General features: G+C 67.1%; 20 protein-coding genes, 1 tRNA gene and 2 pseudogenes. 8 read left to right on the forward strand and 15 right to left on the reverse strand.

The window, feature by feature from the left end; all coding sequences use genetic code 11:
* Nucleotides 1–62: 62 nt before the first annotated feature.
* The 3 genes from clpP to VHB27_RS04110 all read right to left on the reverse strand — a co-directional run bounded on the left by clpP (nucleotide 63) and on the right by VHB27_RS04110 (nucleotide 2,464).
* Entirely contained in the window at nucleotides 63–710 is a 648-nt protein-coding gene (clpP, locus tag VHB27_RS04100; RefSeq protein WP_325597657.1) for an ATP-dependent Clp endopeptidase proteolytic subunit ClpP, read from the reverse strand.
* A gap of 230 nt (nucleotides 711–940) precedes the next feature.
* Nucleotides 941–2,305 (reverse strand): trigger factor, encoded by a 1,365-nt coding sequence (gene tig / locus VHB27_RS04105; RefSeq protein ID WP_325597658.1) that lies wholly within the window; start codon nucleotides 2,303–2,305, stop codon nucleotides 941–943.
* A gap of 74 nt (nucleotides 2,306–2,379) precedes the next feature.
* Nucleotides 2,380–2,464, reverse strand: a tRNA-Leu gene (locus VHB27_RS04110).
* 358 nt (nucleotides 2,465–2,822) lie between these two features.
* Between VHB27_RS04110 and VHB27_RS04115 the strand changes: the two genes are divergently transcribed.
* Entirely contained in the window at nucleotides 2,823–3,782 is a 960-nt protein-coding gene (locus VHB27_RS04115) for an IclR family transcriptional regulator (protein WP_325597659.1), read from the forward strand.
* A 114-nt stretch (nucleotides 3,783–3,896) separates the two neighbouring features.
* Here the strand turns inward: VHB27_RS04115 and VHB27_RS04120 are convergent, their stop codons facing one another.
* Nucleotides 3,897–4,517 carry a hypothetical protein gene (locus tag VHB27_RS04120; RefSeq protein ID WP_325597660.1) on the reverse strand — a complete coding sequence of 207 codons (621 nt, stop codon included), beginning with the start codon at nucleotides 4,515–4,517 and terminating at the stop codon, nucleotides 3,897–3,899.
* Between the two features lie 89 nt (nucleotides 4,518–4,606).
* Entirely contained in the window at nucleotides 4,607–5,374 is a 768-nt protein-coding gene (locus VHB27_RS04125; protein ID WP_325597661.1) for a class II aldolase/adducin family protein, read from the reverse strand.
* Between the two features lie 157 nt (nucleotides 5,375–5,531).
* On the opposite strand from VHB27_RS04125, the gene VHB27_RS04130 reads away from it, so the two are divergent.
* Nucleotides 5,532–7,223: a gamma-glutamyltransferase family protein gene (locus VHB27_RS04130; RefSeq protein ID WP_325597662.1), complete on the forward strand. Its 1,692-nt coding sequence runs from the start codon at nucleotides 5,532–5,534 to the stop codon at nucleotides 7,221–7,223.
* Nucleotides 7,224–7,344: 121 nt separating this feature from the next.
* A complete protein-coding gene (locus VHB27_RS04135) occupies nucleotides 7,345–7,755 on the forward strand; it encodes a hypothetical protein (RefSeq protein ID WP_325597663.1) in 411 nt (136 codons plus the stop codon).
* Here the strand turns inward: VHB27_RS04135 and VHB27_RS04140 are convergent.
* The 6 genes from VHB27_RS04140 to VHB27_RS04165 form a co-directional block, all read right to left on the reverse strand.
* Nucleotides 7,752–8,756, reverse strand: coding sequence for a D-cysteine desulfhydrase (locus tag VHB27_RS04140; RefSeq protein WP_325597664.1), 1,005 nt, complete (start codon nucleotides 8,754–8,756; stop codon nucleotides 7,752–7,754). The genes VHB27_RS04135 and VHB27_RS04140 overlap by 4 nt on opposite strands.
* 81 nt (nucleotides 8,757–8,837) lie before the next feature.
* Nucleotides 8,838–9,611 (reverse strand): hypothetical protein, encoded by a 774-nt coding sequence (locus VHB27_RS04145; RefSeq protein WP_325597665.1) that lies wholly within the window; start codon nucleotides 9,609–9,611, stop codon nucleotides 8,838–8,840.
* Nucleotides 9,608–10,630 carry an AAA family ATPase gene (locus VHB27_RS04150; protein WP_325597666.1) on the reverse strand — a complete coding sequence of 341 codons (1,023 nt, stop codon included), beginning with the start codon at nucleotides 10,628–10,630 and terminating at the stop codon, nucleotides 9,608–9,610. Before VHB27_RS04150 ends, VHB27_RS04145 begins: the two co-directional genes overlap by 4 nt.
* Before the next feature lie 73 nt (nucleotides 10,631–10,703).
* On the reverse strand, nucleotides 10,704–11,180 hold the full coding sequence (locus VHB27_RS04155) for a hypothetical protein (RefSeq protein ID WP_325597667.1): 477 nt from the start codon (nucleotides 11,178–11,180) through the stop codon (nucleotides 10,704–10,706).
* A 203-nt stretch (nucleotides 11,181–11,383) separates the two neighbouring features.
* Entirely contained in the window at nucleotides 11,384–12,430 is a 1,047-nt protein-coding gene (locus VHB27_RS04160) for a TIGR03617 family F420-dependent LLM class oxidoreductase (RefSeq protein ID WP_325597668.1), read from the reverse strand.
* 3 nt (nucleotides 12,431–12,433) lie between these two features.
* Nucleotides 12,434–13,039 carry a 2-hydroxychromene-2-carboxylate isomerase gene (locus tag VHB27_RS04165; protein ID WP_325597669.1) on the reverse strand — a complete coding sequence of 202 codons (606 nt, stop codon included), beginning with the start codon at nucleotides 13,037–13,039 and terminating at the stop codon, nucleotides 12,434–12,436.
* Between the two features lie 102 nt (nucleotides 13,040–13,141).
* Here VHB27_RS04165 and VHB27_RS04170 point away from each other — a divergent pair, with 102 nt between their 5' ends.
* Together VHB27_RS04170 and VHB27_RS04175 are read left to right on the forward strand one after the other, a co-directional pair.
* Entirely contained in the window at nucleotides 13,142–13,993 is an 852-nt protein-coding gene (locus tag VHB27_RS04170; RefSeq protein ID WP_325597670.1) for an MBL fold metallo-hydrolase, read from the forward strand.
* A 63-nt stretch (nucleotides 13,994–14,056) separates the two neighbouring features.
* Nucleotides 14,057–15,352 carry an NtaA/DmoA family FMN-dependent monooxygenase gene (locus VHB27_RS04175; RefSeq protein ID WP_325597671.1) on the forward strand — a complete coding sequence of 432 codons (1,296 nt, stop codon included), beginning with the start codon at nucleotides 14,057–14,059 and terminating at the stop codon, nucleotides 15,350–15,352.
* Nucleotides 15,353–15,388: 36 nt separating this feature from the next.
* Here VHB27_RS04175 and VHB27_RS24765 read toward each other — a convergent pair whose 3' ends face one another.
* The 3 genes and pseudogenes from VHB27_RS24765 to VHB27_RS04185 form a co-directional block, all read right to left on the reverse strand.
* On the reverse strand, nucleotides 15,389–16,249 hold the full coding sequence (locus VHB27_RS24765) for an amino acid ABC transporter ATP-binding protein (RefSeq protein ID WP_408903972.1): 861 nt from the start codon (nucleotides 16,247–16,249) through the stop codon (nucleotides 15,389–15,391).
* A 90-nt stretch (nucleotides 16,250–16,339) separates the two neighbouring features.
* Nucleotides 16,340–16,966: pseudogene (locus tag VHB27_RS24770) on the reverse strand (amino acid ABC transporter permease); the annotation flags it as partial.
* 120 nt (nucleotides 16,967–17,086) lie between these two features.
* Entirely contained in the window at nucleotides 17,087–17,959 is an 873-nt protein-coding gene (locus VHB27_RS04185) for a transporter substrate-binding domain-containing protein (RefSeq protein ID WP_325597673.1), read from the reverse strand.
* A 147-nt stretch (nucleotides 17,960–18,106) separates the two neighbouring features.
* Between VHB27_RS04185 and VHB27_RS04190 the strand changes: the two genes are divergently transcribed.
* The 3 genes from VHB27_RS04190 (at nucleotide 18,107) to VHB27_RS04200 (ending at nucleotide 22,705) form a co-directional block, all read left to right on the forward strand.
* Entirely contained in the window at nucleotides 18,107–19,270 is a 1,164-nt protein-coding gene (locus tag VHB27_RS04190; protein WP_325597674.1) for an LLM class flavin-dependent oxidoreductase, read from the forward strand.
* Nucleotides 19,271–19,391: 121 nt separating this feature from the next.
* Complete coding sequence (locus VHB27_RS04195; protein ID WP_325597675.1) at nucleotides 19,392–21,626, forward strand: glycosyltransferase; 2,235 nt, start codon at nucleotides 19,392–19,394, stop codon at nucleotides 21,624–21,626.
* Between the two features lie 29 nt (nucleotides 21,627–21,655).
* Nucleotides 21,656–22,705, forward strand: coding sequence for an amidohydrolase family protein (locus tag VHB27_RS04200; RefSeq protein ID WP_325597676.1), 1,050 nt, complete (start codon nucleotides 21,656–21,658; stop codon nucleotides 22,703–22,705).
* Nucleotides 22,706–22,748: 43 nt separating this feature from the next.
* On the opposite strand, the pseudogene VHB27_RS04205 reads toward VHB27_RS04200, so the two are convergent.
* Nucleotides 22,749–23,294: pseudogene (locus tag VHB27_RS04205) on the reverse strand (class I poly(R)-hydroxyalkanoic acid synthase); the annotation flags it as partial.

Consider the following 23,294-nt stretch of genomic DNA (forward strand, 5'->3'; position numbering starts at 1 on the left):
GGTGTGGCATTTCCGGGGCGAGAAAGTGACGCCCCGGACCGCCAATTCTGCCCGGGATTGGGTCAGGATTTAGACGAATCTCCAGTCTCTGCCGCCGGACGGCTTTCCACGACCTCGTCTACCAGACCGAAATCGCGACTCTCCTCCGCCGACATGTAAGTGTCGCGCTCCAGCTTCCGCTCGATCGCCTCGATCGGTTGGCCGGTGTGACGCACGTAGATCTCGTTCAGCCGCTTGCGCAGCGTCAGGATCTCGCGGGCCTGGATCTCGATGTCCGTCGCCTGGCCCTGCGCGCCGCCCGACGGCTGATGGACCATGATGCGGGAGTTGGGCAGGGCGAAGCGCTTGCCCTTGGCGCCGGCCGTCAGCAGCAGGCTGCCCATCGACGCCGCCTGGCCGATGCACACCGTGCTGACCGGGCTGCGGATGTACTGCATCGTGTCGTAGATCGCGAGGCCGGCCGACACCACGCCGCCCGGGCTGTTGATGTAGAAGGAAATGTCCTTGTTCGGGTTCTCCGACTCCAGGAACAGCAACTGCGCGCAGATCAGGGCGCTGACCTGGTCGTAGACCGCGCCCGTCAGGAAGATGATCCGTTCTTTCAGCAGGCGGGAGTAGATGTCGAAGGCACGTTCCCCGCGGGCGGTCTGCTCGACCACCATGGGAACGAGGTTGTTGGCGTAGATTTCGACCGGATCGCGGTCTCGCATGGTCATCACCCTTGGTTGTTCAGCCCGCTCAGCCCCAATTGGCCAATCCAATTTAACGCCCGATCCAAACTGAGCGCCCGATCCAGGCGGGCGCTCGATCTAAGTAAGCGCTCCGGCCCCATCTTTCAGCCACCCGGCCAAACGCCCGGCTGCCCGCTCGGCCGACGAATTGCACACTCCGCGCGAGTATGCAACTTCAGGTTGAAAACCTTGGACCGCGATCCGGCGCGTCAGGCCGCCGCCTTCGTCTCCTCGGGATCGGCCATCAGCTCGTCCGGGGTCACCGTTTCCTCGGTCACCTTGGCCAGCTCCAGCACGAAATCGACGACCTTGTCCTCCAGCAGCGGACCGCGGACGGAGTCGGTAAGCTGCGGGTGCTTGCGGAACAGCTCCAGCATCTGCGCCTCCTGGCCGGTGAACTGCATCGCCCGCCGGTAGAGCGCCTGGTTCAGCTCCTGCTCCGTCACGGCGATGCCGTTGACGCGGCCGATCTCGGCCAGCAGTAGGCCGGTGCGGACCCGGCGTTCGGCGATCGCGCCGTAATCCGCGCGCAGCGTCGCCTCATCCTTGCCCTTGTCCTCGGCGTCCTCGGTCCCGGCTTCGCGCGCCTGTTCCAACTGGCGCCAGATCTGGTCGAACTCCTGCGACAGGATCGAAGGCGGCACCGGGAAGTCGGCGAGCTTGCTCAGCACGTCGAGCAGGTCCTTCTTGATCCGCATGCGGGAGACGTCGTCGAACTCCGATTGCTGCCGCGACCGGACCGCCTCGCGCAGGTCATCCAGCGTCTCGAACGCAAGCTTCTTGGCGAACTCGTCGTCCACCGCCGGGACGATGGAGGTGTTCACCTGCTTGACCGTCACCTCGAACACCGCCGGCTTCCCCGCGAGGTCCTTGCTGCCGTAGGTCTCGGGGAAGGTCACGTTCAGCGTCCGGACCTCGCCGGGCTTGGCGCCTTCCAGGCCCTCGGCGAAGCCGGGGATGAAGTCCTTGCCGCCGATCTCGACCACCGCATCCGTGGCGGTGCCGCCCTCGAACGCGACGCCGTCGATCTTGCCGACGAAATCGACGGTCAGGACCTCGCCGTTCACGGCCCCATGGCCGCGGGCCTCGATCGTCTCGGCGGGGATCGGCTCAAGCGTCGCGTAGCGCTTGGCGATCTCGCTCAACGCCTGCTCGATCTTGTCCGCCGGGACCTCGGCCTTGACCCGCTTCAGCTCGATCGTGCCGAAATCCGGCAGCGTGATGTCGGGCAGCAATTCAAGCTCGACCTTGAACTCCAGGTCGGCCGCCAGCGCCGTGGGGTTTTCGGTGACCAGGTCGATCTTGGGCTGCAGCGCCGGGCGCAGGCCGCGGTCGGTCAGCACCTTCTGCGTGGCCTCGGAGACCGACTCTTCCAACACCTCGGCCGAGACGGCGGTGCCGTAGCGCTGCTTGACGATCGGGAACGGGACCTTGCCCGGCCGGAAGCCCGGCAGGCGGAGAGTCTTGCCCAAGGTCGTCAGCCGTTCATTGCGACGCGCGTCGAGGTCCGCGAGCGGAAGAACCACCGTGTAGCCACGCTTCAGCCCCTCTGAAAGCGTCTCGGTAACCTGCATTGTCCCAGCCAATCCTTACAAAACCCAGTGATCCAAACACGTCCGATCCAAACGCATCGCGCCCGCGGTGCCAATGGTGCGGGCGAAGGGACTTGAACCCCCACGGCTTGCGCCACCAGAACCTAAATCTGGCGTGTCTACCAGTTTCACCACGCCCGCCCGAAGGCACTTGAAGACTGTTCAGCCGGCACGGCACGCCCCGCCGCGGCGGATAGGCCGCCGGGCGTCGGCCGCCGCGCATTGAACGCGGCGCTTTAGCCCACCCGCCTGCCCAGGACAAGCGAGAAGGCGCCAAACCGGCAAGCACCGCGCCGAACGACGCAAATGGGACGAAGCGGATCCCAGATTGCACACAACTTAGCCAAAACCTAGGAAATTGCATAGCTCCCATGCAATCTCAGCTTTGACGGGAACTTCCTGGGATGCAACTCTACTCGAAAGTAAAGTCAGCAACGGACCGGGGCTGGCAGGCGGGGCTTGCATCCGCCGCCATGTCACCGTCGCGAGGGGTCAGATAATGGGAACATCCAAACCGGCAGGTGCCACCCCTAAATCGAAGACCAAACCTCCGATCGACGAGGCCGCCGCCCTTGGTGCCGCCGGTCTCGGGACCGCCGCCCCGCAACGGGACTACAGCATCGCCGCCGTCGACCGCACCCTCGACCTTCTGGAAGCCCTTTCGCGGCTTGGCCCCGCTTCGCTGGCGGCGTTGGCCGAGGCGGCGGGGTGTACGCGGACGGCCGCGTTCCGCCTGCTGCGTACGTTGCAGGCACGCGGCTTCGCCATCCAGGACGAAGCACGGGGTCTCTGGCGTCTTGGCGCGCGCTGGAACGCGCTGAGCCGAGCGGCGTCCGAACAAGGGGCGCTGGCGGCGACGGCGATGCCGATCCTGGCCGCGCTCGGCAAGGCCACCGGCGAGAACGTCTATCTGCGCGTCCGCGACGGGATGGAAAGCGAGACGGTCGCGATCTACCAGACCGACCCGTCGATCCGTGTCTACTCCGAGATGGGCAAGCGCGGCCCGTTGCATGCCGGCAGCAGCCGGATCCTGCTGGCGTTCGCGCCCGAGGCCGTGCAGACCCAGTTGCTGGCGCAGCGGCTGAACCGCTTCACCCCTGCGACCCGCATCGATCCGACCTGGATCGCCGCCGACCTGCAGCGCATCCGGGGACGCGGCTACCTGATCACCTCCGATGAAGTCACCGCCGGCGCGGTCGGCATCGCCGCCCCGGTGCGCGACGCGACCGGGGCCGTGATCGCGGTGATGCATATCAGCGCGCCGTCGATGCGGATGCGTCCTCCGCGGCCACGCAACCTGCTGCCGCAGGTCATCGACGGCGCCAACCGCTTGTCCGAGGCGCTGGGCGCACTGGGCAAGCCGACCCAGGTCACGCCGCTGGGCGTCGCCCCGTCACCGAACGCCTGGATGAACCCGGCGCTGCTCGCACGCGCACGGCCGCATACGATCTTCCGGTAGGTCGCGTTTCTCCGTGCCGTGGCCGGGCTTGTCCCGGCCGACCGTGTATTGCCGCCCAAACGAAGATGGCCGGGACAAGCCCGGCCATGACGAAAAACCCGGTCCCAGGCGCAATCAGCCCGGATGATAGGCCGCCGGGATGACCAGCATGCGATAGGCGGGCTGGCCGGCGGGATGCACGTCCTTCGCCTCGATCGTCGGGACCTTCGGCCGCGGCGCCACGGTCTCGGGCAGGGCCGTGGGTGCGCTGACCGCCGGGGCGGCCGGGCCGCAATCGCCCGCGGTCTTCCGCACCACGTGCGGGTTCTGCCCGTTGCCCGTGAACGTCACCGAGATGCTGCGCATGCAGACGCCAGGCCCGGCCGGCAGCGCGCCGAACGCGGCCTGGACGGTGTTCGGACCGGCTGGCTGCGCCATCATGGCCGGGAAGTCCTGCATCATCATCGCCATCTGCCGGTCCATCTCGGCCGAGATGCGGTCCAGCATCGCGAACGGAGATTCCATCGCCTGCATCTGCGTGACCGGCGCCTGCATCTGCGTGACCGGAACGAATACCACCCGAGGCGCCACGTCACCCGTGTAGCGGATCTGCTCCAGCGTGCCGTCCGGCGTCCGTACCGTCATCACGTGGACATTCGGGGAGGAGGAGGCGGTCTGCGCCTGAGCGAGGCTGGCCGCCCCACCCAAGGTGACGATCGCCACGCCGGCCAGAAGGGCATTACGCAGATGCGACATCGAAGGCCTCCGCTGTCTGACTGAACCACGCGGCCAACTATAGGAACCTCGGGTTTCAACCAGCAAACGCTCGGATGAAATCCTGTCCATCAACGCGCGTAATCCGGCTCCTCGCGGTCGAGGACGCGGTGCCAGGCGTCGAGGTGCAGCCGTGCGTCGATCTTCTCGCTCCAGGGGCCGCGATGGCGGCGGCGGTGATGCGCCGGCAGCTCGCGCAGCGGGCGTCCGGTCGACATCGCGGTCACCTGGTACATCGCCGTCCGCTCGGCGATGAAGCATTCGTCGAAGGCGTCATGCACGGTCGGACCGACGACGGTCACGCCGTGCCCGCCCATCAGCAGGATCGACTTGTCGCCCAAGGCGGCGGCGAGGCGGTCGCCCTCGGCATGGCTGTCGGCCGGCGCGCTGCCGAAATTGTCGATCGCGACCCGGTCGTTCAGCAGCAGGTTGTTGTGGTGGGACAGCGTCATCTCCGGCTCCGCCAGCATCGACAGCGCCGTCAGGTATTGCGGATGCACATGCACGACGCAGGCGGCGTCCGGACGCGCGAGGTGGATACGCGTGTGGATATGGAACGCCACCTTGCGCAACTGCCCCTTCCCGCGCAGCACGTTGCCGTCCAGGTCGCAGACGATCAGCGAACTCGCCGTCAGTTCCTGGAACAGCATGCCGCGCGGGTTGATCAGGAAGGTCGGCGCCTCGTCCGGCGTGCGCTTCGGCAGCATCAGCGAATTGTGGTTGCCGATCTGCTCGTTCCAGCCCAGGCGCGCGGCGACGCGGAATACCGCCGCCATGTCGCGGCGTAGCTCCCATTCCAGCGCTTCGGCGTCGGTGGCGGACAGGGTAACGGAATCCATCGCGGGCATCCTCCTGCCCCGCAGGATACGACCCGCCCGGCGCCACGCAAAGCGCCCCGTTGGTGCATATTCCCTTGGCAAGTTGCGCCGGCATGCCCCTGGACGATGGGGCCGATTTGCCTCACGCTTCGTCCCGACATAGCCGGGAGATCGCGTGATGACCCATCGTCCGAGCGTTTACGGCACCCGCCATGCTGTTTCGGCAGGCCATTACCTGGCAGCGGCCGCGGGTTTTTCGATCCTGGAAGGCGGCGGCAACGCCATCGACGCCGGGGTCGCGGCTGGCATCTGCCTGGGGGTGCTGCAGCCCGACCTGGTGAATTTCGCAGGCGTGGCGCCGATCATCATCCGATTGGCGGACGGAACGGTTGAAAGCATCGCCGGCCTGGGCTGGTGGCCGAAGACGCTGCCCGCCGACCTGTTCATGCGCGAGCACGGCGGCAAGATCCCCGACGGCGTGCTGCGCACCGTCGTCCCCGCCGCGCCGGACGCCTGGATCACCGCGCTGCGCCGGCACGGGACGATGCGGTTCGCGGACGTGGCGGCCTCTGCGATCCGTTTCGCGGCCGAAGGGTTCTCTGTGTATCCGCTGCTGGCGCGTTCGATCGCCTCGCATGAGCACGAATACCGGCGCTGGGCCAGCAACACCGCGATCTTCCTGCCGAACGGACAGGTGCCGAAGCCGGGCGACAAATTCGTGCAGACCGACCTGGCGGCGACGATCCAATACATGGCCGACCAGGACCGGGCGGCGGGGCCGGACCGGATGAAAGGCCTGGATGCCGCGCACCACGCCTTCTATCGCGGCGACATCGCCCGGAAGATCATTGCCTACCAGGAACAGGAAGGCGGTTACCTGTCGCTGGAGGACATGGCCGAATACCATTCGGCCATCGAACCGGTCGTCCGCCGCCCCTGGCGCGGGCATGAGCTGATCACCTGCGGCCCGTGGTGCCAGGGCCCTGCCCTGCAGCAAGCGCTGGCGCTGGTGGAGCAGGTCGGCATCGACGGGCTCGCGCATAACTCGGCCGATTACCTGCACCGCATCGTCGAATGCCTGAACCTGTCGCTCGCGGACCGGGAATATCACTTCGGCGATCCGAAATTCGTCGACGTCCCGATCGACCACCTTCTCGATCCCGCCACCATCGCCCGGCGTGCCGCCGGCGTGCGGGACGACCGCGCCTTCGGGCAGATGCCGGCGCCGCTGGACCTGCCGAACCGGATGTTCGGCGCAACGGACGCCGACCTGCCGAAGGTCGAGGCGGACACGTCCTATTGCTGCGCCGTCGACCGCTGGGGCAATGCGTTCAGCGCCACGCCGTCGGACGGATCGGGCAACGTGCCGGTGGTGCCGGGCCTGGGGATCACGCCGTCGGGCCGCGGCTCGCAAAGCCGGCCGGACCCGCGGCACCCGGCGGGCGTGGCCCCCGGCAAGCGGCCGAGGCTGACCCCGAACCCGGCGATCCTGGTGACCGACAAGGGCGGCGTGATGCCGTTCGGCACGCCGGGCGGCGACGTGCAGACGCAGGCGATGCTGCAGGTGCTGCTGAACGTCATGCATTTCGGCATGGACCCGCAGGCGGCGATCGAGGCGCCTCGGGTGGCGTCCTACAACTTCCCCTCCTCGTTCGCGCCGTTCGAGTATTTCCCCGGCCGGCTGGCGGTCGAGGGCCGGATCGACAAATCCGTGCGCGACGAGTTGGCCGCGCGCGGGCACACGATCCAGGAATGGCCGGAGTGGACATGGCTGGCCGGGTCGGTGGAGGCGATCGTGACGGACCCCGAGACCGGCATGATGGGCGCCGGCGCCGATCCACGGCGGCCGGCTTACGCCATCGCGATCTGAAAGGCGCCGACCCCCGCCGTCCGACGCCGAATGCGGCGTCGGTCCCGGACGGTCCCATATTGCGGATCGTCCGGGATTGACAACGTAAGGGCCGTCATTCGACGACGGAGCCCGGATCCCCATGAAACGATGCTTGCTGGCCTTGGCCACCACCCTGCTGCTGGCCGGCTGTCATGTCGAGCAGGTGCAGCTTGGCGAGGTCTTCATCGTCCACACCCCGCCCACCGGCGCCTGCCCGCGACTGCAGTGGCAATTCGTCGTCGACGCCCGGCGCGCCATCAGCGGAACCCTCACGCGCGGCTATATGCCGATCGGACGCCTGGCCGGCGTGCTCAACCCCGATGACACGTTCCGGATGGACATCGCGGCGCTGACCGGCAGCGGGACCGGGACGGTGCGCGGCGCCGTCACGTCCCAGGGCACCACGTTCCGGATCGACGGAGACGCCGCCGGCCCCGGCTGCGACGGCCGGACGCTGTATCTGCCCGGCGGCCGCTGGTTCCAGGGCAACTACAGCGGCGGCGGCGGTTAGGCCGCCTTGTCGAAGAAGCCGGTGTAGCCGAACAGGCCGACCGCACCGCCGGTGTGCAGGAACACCACCCGCTCCTTCTTCCCGATCTCGCCCTTGCGGATCAGGTCGATCATCCCGGCCATCGCCTTGCCGGAGTAGACCGGGTCGAGGAGGATCCCCTCCTCCCGCGCCAGCATCCTGACCGCTTCCGCCATGCCCTCCGTGGGGATGCCGTAGCCCTGGCCGACATAGTCGCAGTTGGCGACGACCGCTTCCCGCCGGATGGGGGTCTTCAGGCCCACATAGTCGGCGGTGGCGCAGGCGAGCTTGTAGACATTCGCCTCCTGCCGGTCTTTCGGCAGGCGGACGCCGATGCCCAGGATGGGGACGTTGGCGTTGCAGCCCTCCAACCCGACGACAAGGCCGGCATGCGTGCCGGCGCTGCCGGTCGCGGTCACCAGGCGGTCGAAGGCGATGCCCATCTCATCCGCCTGCTGCATCAGTTCCTGGGCGCAGCTCACATATCCCAGCGCGCCGACGGTGTTGGAGCCGCCGCCGGGGATGACATAGGCCGCTTCGCCGGCGGCGCGCAGTTCCTCCCCCTTCTTCTCGGCTTCCGCGTTCATGTCCAGGCCGCTTGGGCGGTATTCGATCCGGCAGTCAAACAACTTGTCGAGCAGCACGTTGCCGCTGGCCAGATAGTCGCGATCGTTGGTTTCGACCCGGTGTTCCAGCAGGGCGGTGCAGGTCATGCCGCAGATGCGTGCGACGGCGGCGGTCTGGCGGACATGGTTGGACTGGACCGCGCCCTGGGTGACGATATGCGTGGCGCCCTTGGCCTTCGCCTCACCGATCAGCCATTCCAGCTTGCGCACCTTGTTGCCGCCCGTCGCCACGACCGTGCAGTCGTCGCGCTTGATCCATATCTCGGGCCCCCCGAGCGCTCGGGTCAGGTTGTCCAGCCGGTGCAGCGGCGTGGGCGCGGGGAACAGCCGGACGCGCGGGAAACGGGCGAGGTGCATGGGCGGGTTCCTTTCGCCAGGATCGTAGGCCTGGGATGAATAGCGGCGCGATGATCGGTTCGGCAAGGTGTGCAGGCGTCGCTACCGCACCACTTCCTCCGCTCGGATCGGAGAGAACTCCGTCTCACCGGGACGCTGCATGACGATGCTGAGGCGACCGACATTTACCATCGCCCCCGCATCCCAACATCCGAACGAGTAGCCGATGCGGTAGAGTCCGGGTTTCAGGTCGAACGTCATGGGATCGAACATATGGCGACTGGCCCTGTCACTGCCGATATTGAGCGACCAGATGACCCGCTTTGCTCCGAGGACAAGGCGGACGTCGCATTGGGTTGGACGGCCGGCGGGTCGTTCCAGCCTTGCGGTTAGCCGATACGATCCGGGCTCGTGCACGACCAGTGCGCCGTTGGCCACTGCGACGAATAGGTCGGATTGTGGTCGCTCTGCTAGGATTCCCCCCATGTCGGCGACGCTGCTGTTGAGGGCGAGCGGTCCCAGCACCTGCCTGCTGATCTCGACGTTCATGACCGACGAGATCGTTACGGCATGCGCGGTAACCAACCACCCGCGTGTGTAATCCGCCGGCACGCCATCTGCATCCAAAGCAGGCAGCGGCCGCCAGGGTGACAAAGCAACGGGCCCCTGTTCCGGCTCGATCGGCGGCGGGGCGGCGGCCCATGGGACCACGGGCTCCTCGGTCCGCGTCAGGGCATGATAGCCCGACCAGAGCGCTGCCCCCAGCGCAAGACCTGCCAGCGGTGCAGGCCCAAGCAGCAGCGCAATTCTGTAGAATCCGCCCTGCTTCCACAGATGCTCGTGCGCGCAACCCAACCTGGCGAAAATCCGCCTCATGACAGCGACGAGACCGCTGCCTCGACGTCTTGCAGCGACAAGGTCGTCAAGTCGACACTGCCCGAGGACAGAAGAGGTCCGATGCGCATAGCCTGTGCCTCCCTGACCCGCTCCACCAGCGTGCGGGCCGAGCGGGCATTGGCAAAATCGCGCTTGCCGCGCGCCCGCTCGAAGTATGCCTGCATCAGCCCGTCCGCCTCCGCATCGATTCGGAACCCATCACGCTCGGCCGTTACTTTGGCGATCCGAACGAGGTCCGCGCTGCCATAACTTTCGAAATGAATTGTCTTGGTGAAGCGCGACGGAAGACCGGGATTAGCCGTCAGGAAGTGCTCCATCTCCCTGGGGTAGCCAGCAACGATGACAACCAGACGGTCGCGCTGATCCTCCATCTCCTTCAGCAGCGCGTCGATCGCCTCCGTCCCGAACGAGTCCCGCCCGTCGGAGCCGGCTTTCGTCAGGGCATAGGCTTCGTCGATGAAAAGCACGCCATCCAGGGCTTGCGCCACTATGCTTTTTGTCTTCAACGCCGTCTGACCGACATAGCCGGCCACCAGGCCCGCCCGATCCGTTTCGATCAGGTGACCTTTTTCCAGCACGCCCAGGTCGCGCAGGATCGCGCCGTAATAGCGGGCGACCACGGTCTTCCCGACGCCGGGCGGCCCGGCGAACACCATGTGCAGGGAAATCGGCGCGGCGGGCAGGCCCTGGTCTCGCCGCATGGCTTCCACCCGCAGGCGCTGGATCAGCGTGCTGAGCTCGGCCTTCACAGGTTCAAGTCCGATCATTTGATGAAGTTCATCCAGCGCCGGAATCGTCTCGTTCCCGGTGAACCGATGGCCCGCCCGTCTGTCAAAACGGTACGCACCGGTCCGGGGGTCGAAGACGATGCGCGGCCAAACGCGGATCACGGCATAGAGCCACGCCGTCACAGCGATCGCGACGACAAGGCCCAGCCCTACCTCCCCGGCGTCCGACGGGATCGATGGCTGTATCCTGAGGGCCGCCAGCAGCGACAATCCTGCCATCAGGACCATCGAAACGCCGATCACCGGGCTTGGCCCAAGCTGCGCCTTCAACCAGCGGCCGAGATCACCCATTCCGGGCATCGCAGCCGGCAACCGGCGTCCAGGTCACGTCATGGCGTTGAGGGGCAGCCGTTGCCAAGACATGCCAGGGCGGGTGCAAACCGATCGAAACCTCGCCCGCGTGCATGACCATCAGACTACCATGGCCCGTGTCGTATGGCGCCGGGTACGGGATCGCGATCCTGACTGGCTTGTCCGTGACCTTGAAGACGGGTGAGTAATAATTCGCGGAGACAACGCGCAACGTGACCGCCGGCTGACCAGCCGATGTCCACACCGACACCCAGGCCAGCGGGGTCGGACAGCGCTTTTTCTGCTTCCGGAACTGCGAGCGAAATTCACCGCTCCCGCCTAGGGTTTTCAACGCCGTATCCAGATCCTGATCCGAGACTTCAGCGATTTCACTGGTTTGACCCATCGCCGCGGGATCAGACGCGCCCGCGGCCAGCCGATACAGAGTCAAGCCGGCGAACAGCAGCACGCTGAGGGCAGCACTCAATGACCCTGACGGCATTCCGATCGATGGGCGCGTTCCGCTTTGCTCGCCTTGTACCTGCATGTTTCGAGGTCTAGCCTGCCAGGTTCTCGCAGGGTCACGGCACTACTATGCCGAAGCCCATTTGTCCCAGCGTTTTTCCGCCTGTTTCAGTTTGTTACATTGCCCATGGCTCTCCGGCGACCGAGCTACCGCATCGTATCGAACCCGGCGAACGTATGCGGAATCCGCCTGATGTCCGACACCAGCTCCTTCACCAGTCCCGCCGGCGTTCCCGTGGGAAAACTCACGTCGATCGAATCCGCCACGCCGCCGAACCGCGCCTCGATCGCGCCGGCGATCTGCGAAAACGTCCCGCAGGCGGCGAAAATCCGGACCGTGTCGTCGGATACCTCCCTCGCCATCCGGTCCCATTGGCCTTCCACCGACATGCGGTGCAGCTTCGCGGCCAGTTCCTCCAGCCCGTGCAGCGCCAGGATCGGCATATAGGTCCGTGTCGACCCATAAAAGCCGATCCGCTGCCGAGCCTTGTTCATCTCCGCCGTCACCGTCTCCTCATCGGGACCGGTGCAGACGAAACCGCCGCCATGCACGTCGAAATGCAGCCGCGACCGGCCGGAGCGGCGCATCCCCTCCATCATCTGCGGCATGCACACCTTTTCCAGATACGCTCGCGAGCACAGCGGATGCAGCCGCACGCCGTCGCCCACCTGGCCGGCGACGCGCAGCATCGCCTCTCCCACCGCGGCGATCGTGACGGGCACCATCGGCAGGCCGGTCGGTTCCGGCGAGAAATCCGGCGTCATCAGCGTCAGCTTGTAGTGCGGGCTGTCGAAGTTCAGCCGCCCCCGCGTCTCCCACGCGCGCCATACCGCGCGCAGCGCCTGGACGTAGTCGCGCATCCGGGGCGCCGGCGGGGTCCAGGCGATGCCGAAGCGGCGCTCATTGTGCCCTTTCACCTGGCTGCCGAGGCCCAGCACGAAGCGCCCGCCGGAATTGGCCTGCAGGTCCCAGGCCTGCTGCGCCAGTACCGTCGGGCTGCGCGGAAAGGCGACGGCGACGGACGGCGTCAGTTCCACCCGCGATGTCGCCATGGCGGCAACCGCCAGGGGCGCCAGCGGATCGTGGCCGAGTTCCACGGTCATCAGGGCGTCGAACCCGGCCGCCTCGGCGGCGCGGGCGGCATCGGCGGAGTCCGTCCAATGCCGCTGCGGGATGGCGGTGAAGACGCGCATGGGTCAGCCCCTCGCGAGCCGTCTTTCGACGAATTCCAGCCGGTCCTGGCCCCAGAAGATCTCGTCGCCGATGACATAGCTGGGGGCGCCGAACACGTTGCGGGCCAAGGCGGCCTGGCCGTCGGCCGCCCGCATCTCCGTCCAGCGCGGTTCGGCGCCCAGCGCCATCACCGCCTCTGCGTCCAGCCCGACATCCTTGACCAGTTCGGCCAGCGTCGCGGGGTCGGCTGGGCTGCGTTCCTCCTGCCACACCGCTTTCAGGATGCGGTGCGCCAGCTTGATCGCCGGCCAGTCGCCGATCGTTTCGCGCACGGCGATGACGCAGGGGGCGGTCAGCGCCTCGCTGGAGGGGAAATATTTCGGCTGCAGGTTGATCGGGATGCCCAGGTGATCACGCCACCGCGCCATGTCCTGGAGCCGATAGGCCTGGCGCTGCGGCGCCCGCTTGGGCAGCGGCAAGCCGCCCGAGGCGGCGAAGATCGCGCCGAAATCGACCGGAAAGATGCGCATCGTCGCACCATGCGCCATCGCCATGGCTTCGATCCGAGCGGCGCCGAGATGGGTCCAGGGCGAGTTGAGGGACACATAGTAGTCGATATGCAGCGCCATGCGCTTCCTCCGTTTCCTTGCGCCGCGATTCTGATCGACCCGGCGGATTGGCACAAGCGGCGGCCGGCGCGCTAGGATCGCAGGCAATCGGAGGAACGCGCGATGAAGTGGACGATCGGCGACGTGACGGTAACGAAGATCGTCGAGCTGGAGATGACCGGCGGGACGCGCTTCCTGTTGCCCCAGGCGTCGAAGGAGGCGGTGTTGCCGATCGCCTGGCTGCGCCCACATTTCGCCGACGCGGACGGGCGGCTGGTCATGGCGATCCAGACCTTCGTGGTGGAAACGCCGGACCGGCGCATCGTCGTCGATACCTGCCTGGGCAACGACAAGCAGCATCGCCGCATCCCGCACTGGAACGACCGGAACGGCCCGTTCCTGCAGGACCTGGCCGCCGCCGGCTTCCCGCCGGACTCGATCGACACCGTTCTGTGCACCCACCTGCACGTCGATCATGTCGGCTGGAACACGAAGCTGGAGAACGGCCGGTGGGTGCCGACCTTTCCCCGCGCACGCTACCTGATGGGGCGGGCCGAGCATGCGCACTGGACGACGGTGCGGGACCGCCCCGACATGGCGCACATCCTGGCCGATTCCGTCACGCCGATCGTCGAAGCCGGGCTGGCCACGTTCGTCGAGACGGATGCGGTGCTGACGCCGGAACTGACGCTTGTCCCGACATTGGGCCATACACCGGGCCATGTCAGCGTGATGATCCGCTCGCGCGGGGAAACCGCGCTGATCACCGGCGACTTCATGCACCACCCGTGTCAGATCGCACACCCGGACTGGAGCACCCTGGCCGACAGCGATCCCGAGCAGGGGATCGCTACACGGCGGCGCATGTTCGCGGAGTTGGCGGATACGCCGACGCTGGTGATCGGGACCCATTTCGCCGGCGCCACCGCCGGGCGGATCGTGCGCGACGGGGACGGCTACCGGTTGGAGGCCTGAACCGGACGGCTTGGCACCGCGATTGCTTGCCCGTCCGCATCAGCGCGGGAAGCGGAGGCAACCATGTTCCACCTCGGATGGTTCGTCGGCAAAGGCTACTCGGTCCACGGCTGGAACCAGCCCTATAGCGGCACGATCGCCGAGGACTGGATGCAGCCTGACCTGTATATCGACCTGGCCCGATCGCTGGAGCGTGCGTGTTTCGACTACATGCTGATCGAGGACGGGTCGTTCGTCGCCGACGCCTATAAGGGCTCGACGGAATGGTACCTGAAGAACGCCTATGCCGTACCGAAGGCCGACCCGGTGCCGCTGGTTCCGCTGATCGCCTATTTCACCAAGCGCCTCGGTATCATTCCCACCGTTACCACCGCCTTCTATCCCCCGTTCCTCGCCGCTCGGCTTGGCGCCACGCTGGATCACCTGACGCATGGGCGGGTCGGGCTGAACATCGTGACCGCTCACAACGACCGCGCGGCGCAGAATTACGGGATGGACCGCCATTACGACCATGACTCGCGATACGAGATGGCGGACGAGTGGTTGCAGATCGCAAACAAACTATGGGGGTCCTGGGAACCGGGCGCCGTCGTGGCCGACCCCGAGACGGGGACCTTCGCCGACCATACCAAGGTGCATCCGATCCATTTCGAAGGCCGATTCTACAAGTGCCGCGGCCCGCTGAACATCCCGCCCGGTCCGCAGGGCCGGCCGGTGATCGCGCAGGCCGGCGGTTCCCCGGCCGGGATCGCCTTCGCCGCCAAGCACGCGGACACGACGATCGCGAAGGTCCGCACCGTGGCGGCGGCCAAGGCCTTCCGCCAACGGATGACGGAACAGGCAATCAAGGCAGGCCGTGACCCGAAATCGATCAAAGTGCTGTTCGCGACGTCGATCATCCTGGGCGACACGGAAGACGACGCACGCGAGAAATTCGCCCGCCACGTCGCCGCGCAGCACGCGAATATCGAAACGAAACTCGGCGGCATGGCGTATCTGAGCATGGTCGATTTCTCGAAATACGACCTCGACCAGCCCTTGCCGCAGATCACCACGAACGCGTCGCGGATGTCGTTCGAGTCCTATCTGTCAGGCGACGGCACGAAGACGCTGCGGGAGATGATGCTTGACCCCGGCAGCGGCGGCCTGGACTTCATCGGCACGGCCGACGGCATCGCGGCGCAGATGGCGGAAGCGATGGAAGAGATCGGCGGCGACGGCATCCTGTTCCAGGACCTCCTGACCCGCCGCAAGATCGTCGAGGTCACCGACGGCCTGGTGCCGGCACTGAAGCGCCGGGGCCTGGTGCGCGGGGCATACCAGCACGAACACTTCCGGGACAATCTACTGGCGTTCTGAGAAGGCGCCGGAACCTTCCTCGTCATGGCCGCCCTCTCAGGCCACCACCTCTTCCTCATGCGTCATCATCCGCAGGAACCGGCGCGTGCGCTCCTGCTGCGGACGTTCCAGCACCGCATCGGGTGGCCCCTGCTCGACGATCACGCCTTCGTCCATGAACACCACCCGGTCCGCCACGTCGCGCGCGAACCGGACCTCGTGCGTGACGATGATCATCGTCATCCCGGCCTCGGCCAGCCCGCGGATCACCGTCAGCACCTCCCCCACCAGTTCGGGGTCCAGCGCCGAGGTCGGTTCGTCGAACAGCATCACCCGCGGCGACACCGCCAAGGCCCGAGCGATGGCCACACGCTGCTGCTGGCCGCCGGAGAGACGGTTGGGCCTGTGATCCACATGCCGCCCCAGACCCACCGCCGACAGCAGCCGCAGGGCGATGCCGTTCGCCTGCTCCGCCGAACGCCGATAGACGGTGACGGGCGCCTCGACGACGTTCTGCAGCGCGGTCATGTGGTCGAACAGGTTGAAGTGCTGGAACACCATGCCGATCCGCGCCTTGGCACGGGCCTGGGCGAGACCGCGCGTGGGGCGGACGCCGCCGCCGGCGAGTTTCTCATAGCCGACATAGGCGCCGTGGACGGTGATCTCACCCCAGTCCAGCGGCTCCAGATGGTTAATCAACCGCAACAATGTGCTTTTGCCCGAGCCGCTGGGTCCCATGACGACGACGACCTCGCCCGCCTGGACGGTCAGGTCGATGCTTTTCAGGACCTCACGCGGGCCATAGGATTTCTGCACGTTCCGGCACACCACCGCCGGCTCGTCGCTCGGCGTGCCGACATCCTGGCAGATGTCCGCGATCAGCGACGGCAGGCGTTCCCTCGGCAGTTCCGGACGCATCGGCCTGGCGCGCGCGGGCAGCCGCATCATGGCGCGCAGCCCGTCCAAGACCGAACGGTCGGGGTCGCGGGTGAAATCGAAGCGCCGCTCGACCGCCATCTGCACCAGGGCCACCGCGCTGGTCATCACCAGGTAGATGATCGCGGCGCCGGTGAAGACCTGGAAATACCGGAAGTTCTGCGAAACGATCTGTTCGGCGCGGAACGTCAGCTCGTTGACGAAGATCACGGATGCAACCGACGTCCCCTTGATCAGGCTGATCGTCTGGTTCGCCAGCGCCGGCAGGATCGCCCGCATCGCCTGGGGCAGGACGATGCGGCGCAATGCCAGCAGCGGCGGCATCCCCAGCGCCGAGGCGGCGGTGGTCTGGCTGCGATTGACCGAAATGATCCCGCCGCGGATTATTTCGGCCGTGAATGCAGCTTCGTTCAACGCGAACCCGATCACCGCGGTCGTGAACGTGCCGAACGTCAAGCCGACGGACGGCAGGACGTCGAAGATGAACACAAGCTGCAGCAGCAGGGGCGTGCCGCGCATGACCCAGATATAGAACCAGGCAACGGCGCTGACGGCCGGATTGCGCGACAACCGCATCAGCGCCAGACCAAGCCCCAGCACCAGCCCGCCCACCAGCGCCACGGCCGAGATTTCCAGCGCGAGCCACGCGCCTCTCAACAGGAACGAGGACAGCGCATAGCTGATGAACCCCGGCATCATCCGACGGCTGCCCGGCTAGAGGCGATGCCCGGGATGACGCACACGGTGACGCCAGGGGTGACGCATGTATAGGCAGACTCGGTCCGGTGCATGCGGCGCTGCATTGTTTTCAGGCGCGGGTCACTTCGTCAGGATTTCCGGCGGCAGGATCAGCTTCGGATCGAACTCGTATTTCACGAAGAGCTTCTTGACCTCGCCGCTCGCCTGCAGCGCCGCCATCGCGTTGGCGATCGCCTTGGCGAGTTCCGGCCGGTTCTTGGCGATCGCCACGCCGACCTTGATGTCCGGCAGGAAGTCGAAGCCCGGTGCGAGATTGTGCCGAGCGGCAATGGCCGCCTTGGCCATGGCCGACGAGGAAAGCATGGCGTCCGCTCGATCGGTTTCGACCATCGGCCAGGCGGTGGAGCGATCCTGATAGGTGCTGATCTGAATCGCCGGCTTGCCGTCCTCGACGCATTTCTTCGTCAGGTTGTTGAGCATCAGGATCTCGACGGTGCCCAGGCCGGCCAAGGCGCGCGTGCCGCACAGGTCCTCCATCGAATGGATCTTCTTCGGATTGCCCTTCTGGACCACGGTGGTGTCCGAGGCTTTCATGTACATGATGTAATCGACGCGCTGCGCACGTTCCGACGTGTAGTAGAGATCATCCCACATGGCGTCGATGCGCCCCGCGGTGACCGCCGGCAGCAGGCCCGACCACGCGCCGATGTCGAACGTCACCGGCACGCCGATGCACGCGAACACCGCTCGGGCGTAATCGGTGTCGAGGCCGACGATCTTGTCCGGGTTTTCGGGGTCATGATAGCTGAAGGGCAGCGACACGCCATCCTGGCCGACGCGGATCGTCTTGCCGGCCAGGCTGGGGTAGAGCGTCGTGACCTTGTCCGGCTGGCAGGTCGGCGCGGTTTCGGCCCTCGCGGCCAGGGGTGTCAGCAACACGGGTGCCAGTAACAAGACACAGATCGCGCCCAGAACGACCAGCCGCTTCAGCATGGCGTCATCTCCCGTCACAGGGGTTGGCATCGGCGCGTCGGCGCCCGAATTGGGGGTGCAACCGCTATGCCAGGGGCGCCGCCCACGCCGCATTGCAACCCTTGGCCCGGCGGCGCACTGTAGAGGAAACGGTTGGGAACCCCGTCCATGACCTATCTGCGCAGCGGCATCTTCCTCGCCCCGTTCCACGGCCTGCGGGAAAACCCCGTGCTGGCCCTGGAACGCGATTTCGAGCTGGTCCAGCATCTCGACGCGCTGAACTACTCGGAAGCCTGGATCGGCGAGCACCATTCCGGCGGGTTCGAGATCATCGCCAGCCCCGAGGTCTTCATCGCGGCCGCCGCCGAACGCACGCGCCATATCCGGCTGGGCACGGGCGTCGTCTCCCTGCCCTATCACAACCCGTTCATGCTGGCCGACCGGCTGGTGCAGCTCGACTACCAGACGCGCGGGCGGGCCATGATGGGCGTCGGGCCGGGCAGCCTGGTGCACGATGCCAAGAAGATCGGCATCGACCCGGCGGACCAGCGGCGGCGGATGAACGAATCCCTCGACGTGATCATGGAGCTGTTCCAGGGCCGCACCGTCACCCGCAAATCCGACTGGTTCGACCTGGTGGACGCGCGGCTGCAACTGCCGCCCTATACCCGGCCGCGGATGGAGATGGCGGTCGCGGCCTCCCGCTCCCCGGCCGGCGCGCTGGCGGCGGGGCGGCATGGGATCGGCATGCTGTCGATCGGCGGCACCAGCGACGACGCGCTGGAACACCACGCGAAGAACTGGAGACTGTACGAGGAGACCGCCATCGCCAACGGCCACACCCCGGACCGGCGGGACTGGCGCCTGGTGACGCTGATGCACATCGCCGAGACGCGCGAGCAGGCGCGGGAGAACGTCAAGCACGGGCTGGACGCGTTCTGCGACTATTTCCGGGACGTCGCCACCTTCCCGATCGTTCCGGGCGATATTGCCGATCGATACCGATACATGATCGACAGCGGCTCCGCCTGCATCGGCACGCCGGACGATGCGATCGCGTTCATCGAACGGCTGTTGAAGGGATCCGGCGGCTTCGGCGTGATCATGGAACTGGCGCAGAACTGGGCGGACTGGCCGGCGACGAAACGGCACTACGAGCTGATGGCCCGCTACGTTCACCCGCACTTCCAGGCCTCGCGGGAGTGGCGCAGCGACTCCTACGCCTATGCGCGCGACCACCATGCGGAGTTCACCGCCCAGTCGGGCGCGGCGGTGCAGGCCGAGATCGACCGGTTGGCGCAGCAGAAGGCCGGGCGGAAAGCGGCGGAGTAGCCGCCGGGGCGCGGGACGGAGGATCCCGCCGGGCGGGAACCTGTGTGCAGCGGCGCGATCGCCATTAACGCCTTGTTAACCGGCCCCCGCGACAATGGAGGGATCGTAACAGGGTGCCTCCTTGAGCCAAGTTCTGCGCATCGCGCGTATCCACGCCATCACGTGGATCGACACGTTGATCTGGCGGGCGCTCGTTTTCGCGCGAAGCTGCCAGCCGCGCTGCCCGTTCCTGGCCCAGGTGCTGCGTCGATCGGTGCTGCTGCTGTGGTGGACGGCGACGTTCCAGTTGCACATCCACGCGCGCTACTGGCTGCGCGCCCGTCGCCTTCGGAAAGCCGAACCGGTACGCACGCCGTTGCTGCTGCTGCCCGCGCCGGTCGCGGTCGAGATCGATCCAGCCTCCATCGCGCTGCCGTTGTCGGACCAGCCGGTGGTCTCGATCATCATCCCGACCTATGGCCAGGTCGACTTCACCCTGCGCTGCCTGGCCTCGCTGGCGGCACAGGCGCCGGACATCCCGTTTGAAACGATCGTGGTCGACGACGCGGCGCCCGATCCGGAGACCGTGAAGCTGGAGCGTGTCGCGGGCATCCGGCTTCTGCGCAACGCGACCAACCTGGGGTTCCTGCGGACCTGCAATGCCGCCGCGCAGGCCGCGCGCGGCGCGTTCCTGTTCTTCCTGAACAACGATACCGAGGTCCAGCCCAACTGGCTGCCGCCCCTGCTCGATATCTTCCACACGCGCGCGGATGCCGGTGCGGTCGGATCGCGATTGCTGTATCCCGACGGCCGTCTGCAGGAAGCCGGCGGCATCATCTGGCGGGACGGATCGGCGTGGAATTTCGGACGTCACGAAGACCCCGAGGCGCCGGCCTATACCTACGTGCGGGAGGTCGACTACTGCTCCGGCGCCGCGCTGATGGTACGGCGGACCACGTTCCTGGACATGGGCGGCTTCGATGAGCTGTACCGACCGGCGTATTACGAGGACTCCGACCTTTGCATGCGGCTTCGCCAGGCCGGCCTGAAGACCTATTACCAGCCGGCCTCTTCCGTCGTGCATTACGAGGGGGTCTCGCACGGCGTCGACACCACCGTGGGCATCAAGTCGCACCAGGCGGTCAATCGCCGCGGCTTCGTGCGCCGTTGGGCGAAGGAGTTGGCGGCAAACCACTATCCGCACGGCCAGGCGGTGTTCCGCGCCCGTGACCGGGCGATGCATCGGGCGATCGTGCTGGTGGTGGATCATTATGTGCCGACGCCCGACCGTGACGCCGGGTCCCGGACGATGCTGGCGTTCCTGCGAACGCTGACCGAAGCCGGCGCGGTGGTGAAGTTCTGGCCGCACAATCTCGCCTACAGCCCCGGCTACACCGAAGCGCTGCGGGGCATGGGGATCGAGACGTTCCAGGGACCGATGCGGCTCGACGCCTGGATCCGCCAGCATGGCCACGAACTGGACCACGTGCTGCTCAGCCGCCCGGAGGTGGCCGAGGACGTCCTGCCGCTGTTGAGCCAGTATTGCGCCGGCACCATCGTCTATTACGGCCACGACCTGCATTTCGCCCGCATGCTGCGCCAGGCGGCGCTGACCGGCGATCCTCGTCTGCGCGTCGCGGCGGAGGCGATGCGCCAGCGGGAGATCGCGTTGTGGCGCCGCGTCGACCTGTCGCTCTACCCGTCCGAGGACGAAGCGCGGAAGGCGCGACGCCTCGAGCCTTCGGCCGCGATCGCCGGCGTGTCGCCCTATGCGTTCGACCGGTTCGGCCCGGAACGGCCGCCGTCCCCCAATGCGGAGGTCCTCTTCGTCGGCGGGTTCGGCCATGCGCCCAACGAAGACGCCGCGCTGTGGTTCGCCGACGCGGTCCTGCCCGCCATCCGCATGGCAGTGCCGTCCGCGCTGCTGCGGATCGTCGGTTCCAACCCGACAGCGCCGGTCCGGGCGCTGCATGGGGGCGGCGTTTCGGTGCATCCCAACGTGTCGGACGCGGCGCTGGCGGGGTTCTATCAGGCGGCGCGCGTCGCGGTGGTGCCGCTGCGCTGCGGGGCCGGCGTGAAGCTGAAGGTCGTGGAGGCGCTGCGCGAGGGCGTGCCGCTGGTCACCACGACGACGGGCGCGCAAGGCCTGGCCGGCATCGAGGACGTCGTCGCGGTTTGCGACGATGCCCAGGCGTTCAGCGAAGCCGTCGTCGCGCGGCTGATCGATGACGGCCTCTGGCGTCGCGCCAGCGCCGTACAGGTCGCGTATGCGCGCCGCCATTTCTCCCGCGCCGCGATGCGGGCCGGCCTGCTGCCTGCCTTCGGGCTGGGGGAATCCAAGACCGATTGCATGCCGGATCAGGCCGTGGCTGGATGAGGGGGCATCAGTGCCCGGAGCGTCTCGACATGACCGCACAGGACTCGGAGCGTAAACCGTTTCACCATCCGCGGGTCCGTCCCGACTGGCTGGCGCGGCTGCGCGAGGACATCCTCGACCCCGGCCAACCGATCATCGATCCCCACCACCACCTCTGGAAGGCTCGGCCGGACCAATACCTGCTGGACGACCTGATGGCGGACCTGCGCAGCGGCCACAACGTGCTGGCGACCGTCTTCATCCAATGCGGGTCGGAATACCGCACCGACGGTCCGCCGGAGATGGCCCCGGTCGGCGAGACCGAGTTCGTCGCCGCCGCGGCCCGCGAAAGCGAGTCCGGGCGCTACGGCCCCATCCGCGCCTGCGCCGGCATCGTGGGCCACGCCGACTGCCGGCTGGGCGATCGGATCGACGCGGTGCTGGAGGCGCACATCGCGGCCGGCGGCGGCCGCTTCAAGGGCATCCGCCACAGCGGCACCTATGATGCCGGGATCGCACCGACCGCGCCCCCTGGCGCGCCGCCGGGCCTCTACCGCGACCCGGCGTTCCGGTCCGGGTTCGGGCGCCTGCACCGGCTGGGCCTGACGTTCGAGGCCTGGTTGTATCATCCGCAACTGGGCGACCTGCTCGACCTGCTGCGGACGTATCCGGACCAGAACGTGGTGCTGAACCATTTCGGCGGCCCGCTGGGCGTCGGCCCGTATGAGGGGCGGCAGGCCGAGGTGTTCGCGCAATGGCGCGCCTGGATGATCGAGCTGGCCGACTGCCCCAATTTGTTCATCAAGCTGGGCGGCCTGGCGATGAACGTGAACGGCTTCGGCTTCCACCACGAGGTCCTCCCCCCGTCCTCGGGCGAAATGGCGCGGGCCTGGCGTCCGTTCGTCGAAACGGCGATCGAGGCGTTCGGCGTCGATCGCTGCATGTTCGAGAGCAATTTCCCGGTGGACAAGGGGATGTGCGCGTATCCGGTGCTGTGGAACGCGTTCAAGCGGCTGGCGGGGGGATGTTCCGATGATGAGAAGGCCGCCCTGTTCCACGGCACGGCGGCGCGGTTCTACAGCCTGCCGCCAGTTGGATAGCCAGGGGGGATAGCCCGGGGGGCAGCGAGGGGGCGGCCCGCGGCTAGGTCAGCCGCACCTGCACATAGCTCCCTGGCGCGTCCTCCAGCGCGTTCAGCTTGCCGCCGCCGGGTACCCGCGCCGGGACCGTCTCCTTGTCGAACGACGTCACCCAGCGATGCCAATCCGGCCACCAGGACCCCGCGATCTCGGTCGCGCCGACGAACCAGGCATCCGGGTCCGGCGGCAGTTCCTTGCTGATCCAGTGGCCGTATTTCCCGCCATCGGGCGGGTTCACCACGCCGGCGATATGCCCCGACGCCGCCAGCACGAAGCGCTTCGGCCCGCCCAGCAGCTGCGTGCCGCGATAGGTGGATTTCCACGGCGCGATGTGATCCTCCCGCGTCGAGAGGAAATAGGCCGGGGTCTTGATCGTCCCCAGGTCGATCGGCACGCCGTTCAGCTCGATCCCCTCGGGCTTCGTCAACAGGTTCTCCTGATACATCTTGCGCAGGTAGAAACTATGCATCCGCGCGGGCATGCGCGTGGAATCGGCGTTCCAGTACAGCAGGTCGAACGGGAAAGGATCGTTGCCAAGCAGATAATTGTT

Origin of the sequence: Rhodopila sp., from assembly GCF_035548235.1 — a bacterium.
Taxonomy (GTDB): domain Bacteria; phylum Pseudomonadota; class Alphaproteobacteria; order Acetobacterales; family Acetobacteraceae; genus Rhodopila.

What these genes read in the sequence shown, in the direction of transcription:
- clpP (WP_325597657.1), bottom strand. Translation starts at nt 710, where the DNA reads ATGCGAGACCGCGATCCGGTCGAAATCTACGCCAACAACCTCGTTCCC.
- tig (WP_325597658.1), bottom strand. Translation starts at nt 2,305, where the DNA reads ATGCAGGTTACCGAGACGCTTTCAGAGGGGCTGAAGCGTGGCTACACG.
- VHB27_RS04115 (WP_325597659.1), top strand. Translation starts at nt 2,823, where the DNA reads ATGGGAACATCCAAACCGGCAGGTGCCACCCCTAAATCGAAGACCAAA.
- VHB27_RS04120 (WP_325597660.1), bottom strand. Translation starts at nt 4,517, where the DNA reads ATGTCGCATCTGCGTAATGCCCTTCTGGCCGGCGTGGCGATCGTCACC.
- VHB27_RS04125 (WP_325597661.1), bottom strand. Translation starts at nt 5,374, where the DNA reads ATGGATTCCGTTACCCTGTCCGCCACCGACGCCGAAGCGCTGGAATGG.
- VHB27_RS04130 (WP_325597662.1), top strand. Translation starts at nt 5,532, where the DNA reads ATGACCCATCGTCCGAGCGTTTACGGCACCCGCCATGCTGTTTCGGCA.
- VHB27_RS04135 (WP_325597663.1), top strand. Translation starts at nt 7,345, where the DNA reads ATGAAACGATGCTTGCTGGCCTTGGCCACCACCCTGCTGCTGGCCGGC.
- VHB27_RS04140 (WP_325597664.1), bottom strand. Translation starts at nt 8,756, where the DNA reads ATGCACCTCGCCCGTTTCCCGCGCGTCCGGCTGTTCCCCGCGCCCACG.
- VHB27_RS04145 (WP_325597665.1), bottom strand. Translation starts at nt 9,611, where the DNA reads ATGAGGCGGATTTTCGCCAGGTTGGGTTGCGCGCACGAGCATCTGTGG.
- VHB27_RS04160 (WP_325597668.1), bottom strand. Translation starts at nt 12,430, where the DNA reads ATGCGCGTCTTCACCGCCATCCCGCAGCGGCATTGGACGGACTCCGCC.
- VHB27_RS04165 (WP_325597669.1), bottom strand. Translation starts at nt 13,039, where the DNA reads ATGGCGCTGCATATCGACTACTATGTGTCCCTCAACTCGCCCTGGACC.
- VHB27_RS04170 (WP_325597670.1), top strand. Translation starts at nt 13,142, where the DNA reads ATGAAGTGGACGATCGGCGACGTGACGGTAACGAAGATCGTCGAGCTG.
- VHB27_RS04175 (WP_325597671.1), top strand. Translation starts at nt 14,057, where the DNA reads ATGTTCCACCTCGGATGGTTCGTCGGCAAAGGCTACTCGGTCCACGGC.
- VHB27_RS24765 (WP_408903972.1), bottom strand. Translation starts at nt 16,249, where the DNA reads ATGCGTCCGGAACTGCCGAGGGAACGCCTGCCGTCGCTGATCGCGGAC.
- VHB27_RS04185 (WP_325597673.1), bottom strand. Translation starts at nt 17,959, where the DNA reads ATGCTGAAGCGGCTGGTCGTTCTGGGCGCGATCTGTGTCTTGTTACTG.
- VHB27_RS04190 (WP_325597674.1), top strand. Translation starts at nt 18,107, where the DNA reads ATGACCTATCTGCGCAGCGGCATCTTCCTCGCCCCGTTCCACGGCCTG.
- VHB27_RS04200 (WP_325597676.1), top strand. Translation starts at nt 21,656, where the DNA reads ATGACCGCACAGGACTCGGAGCGTAAACCGTTTCACCATCCGCGGGTC.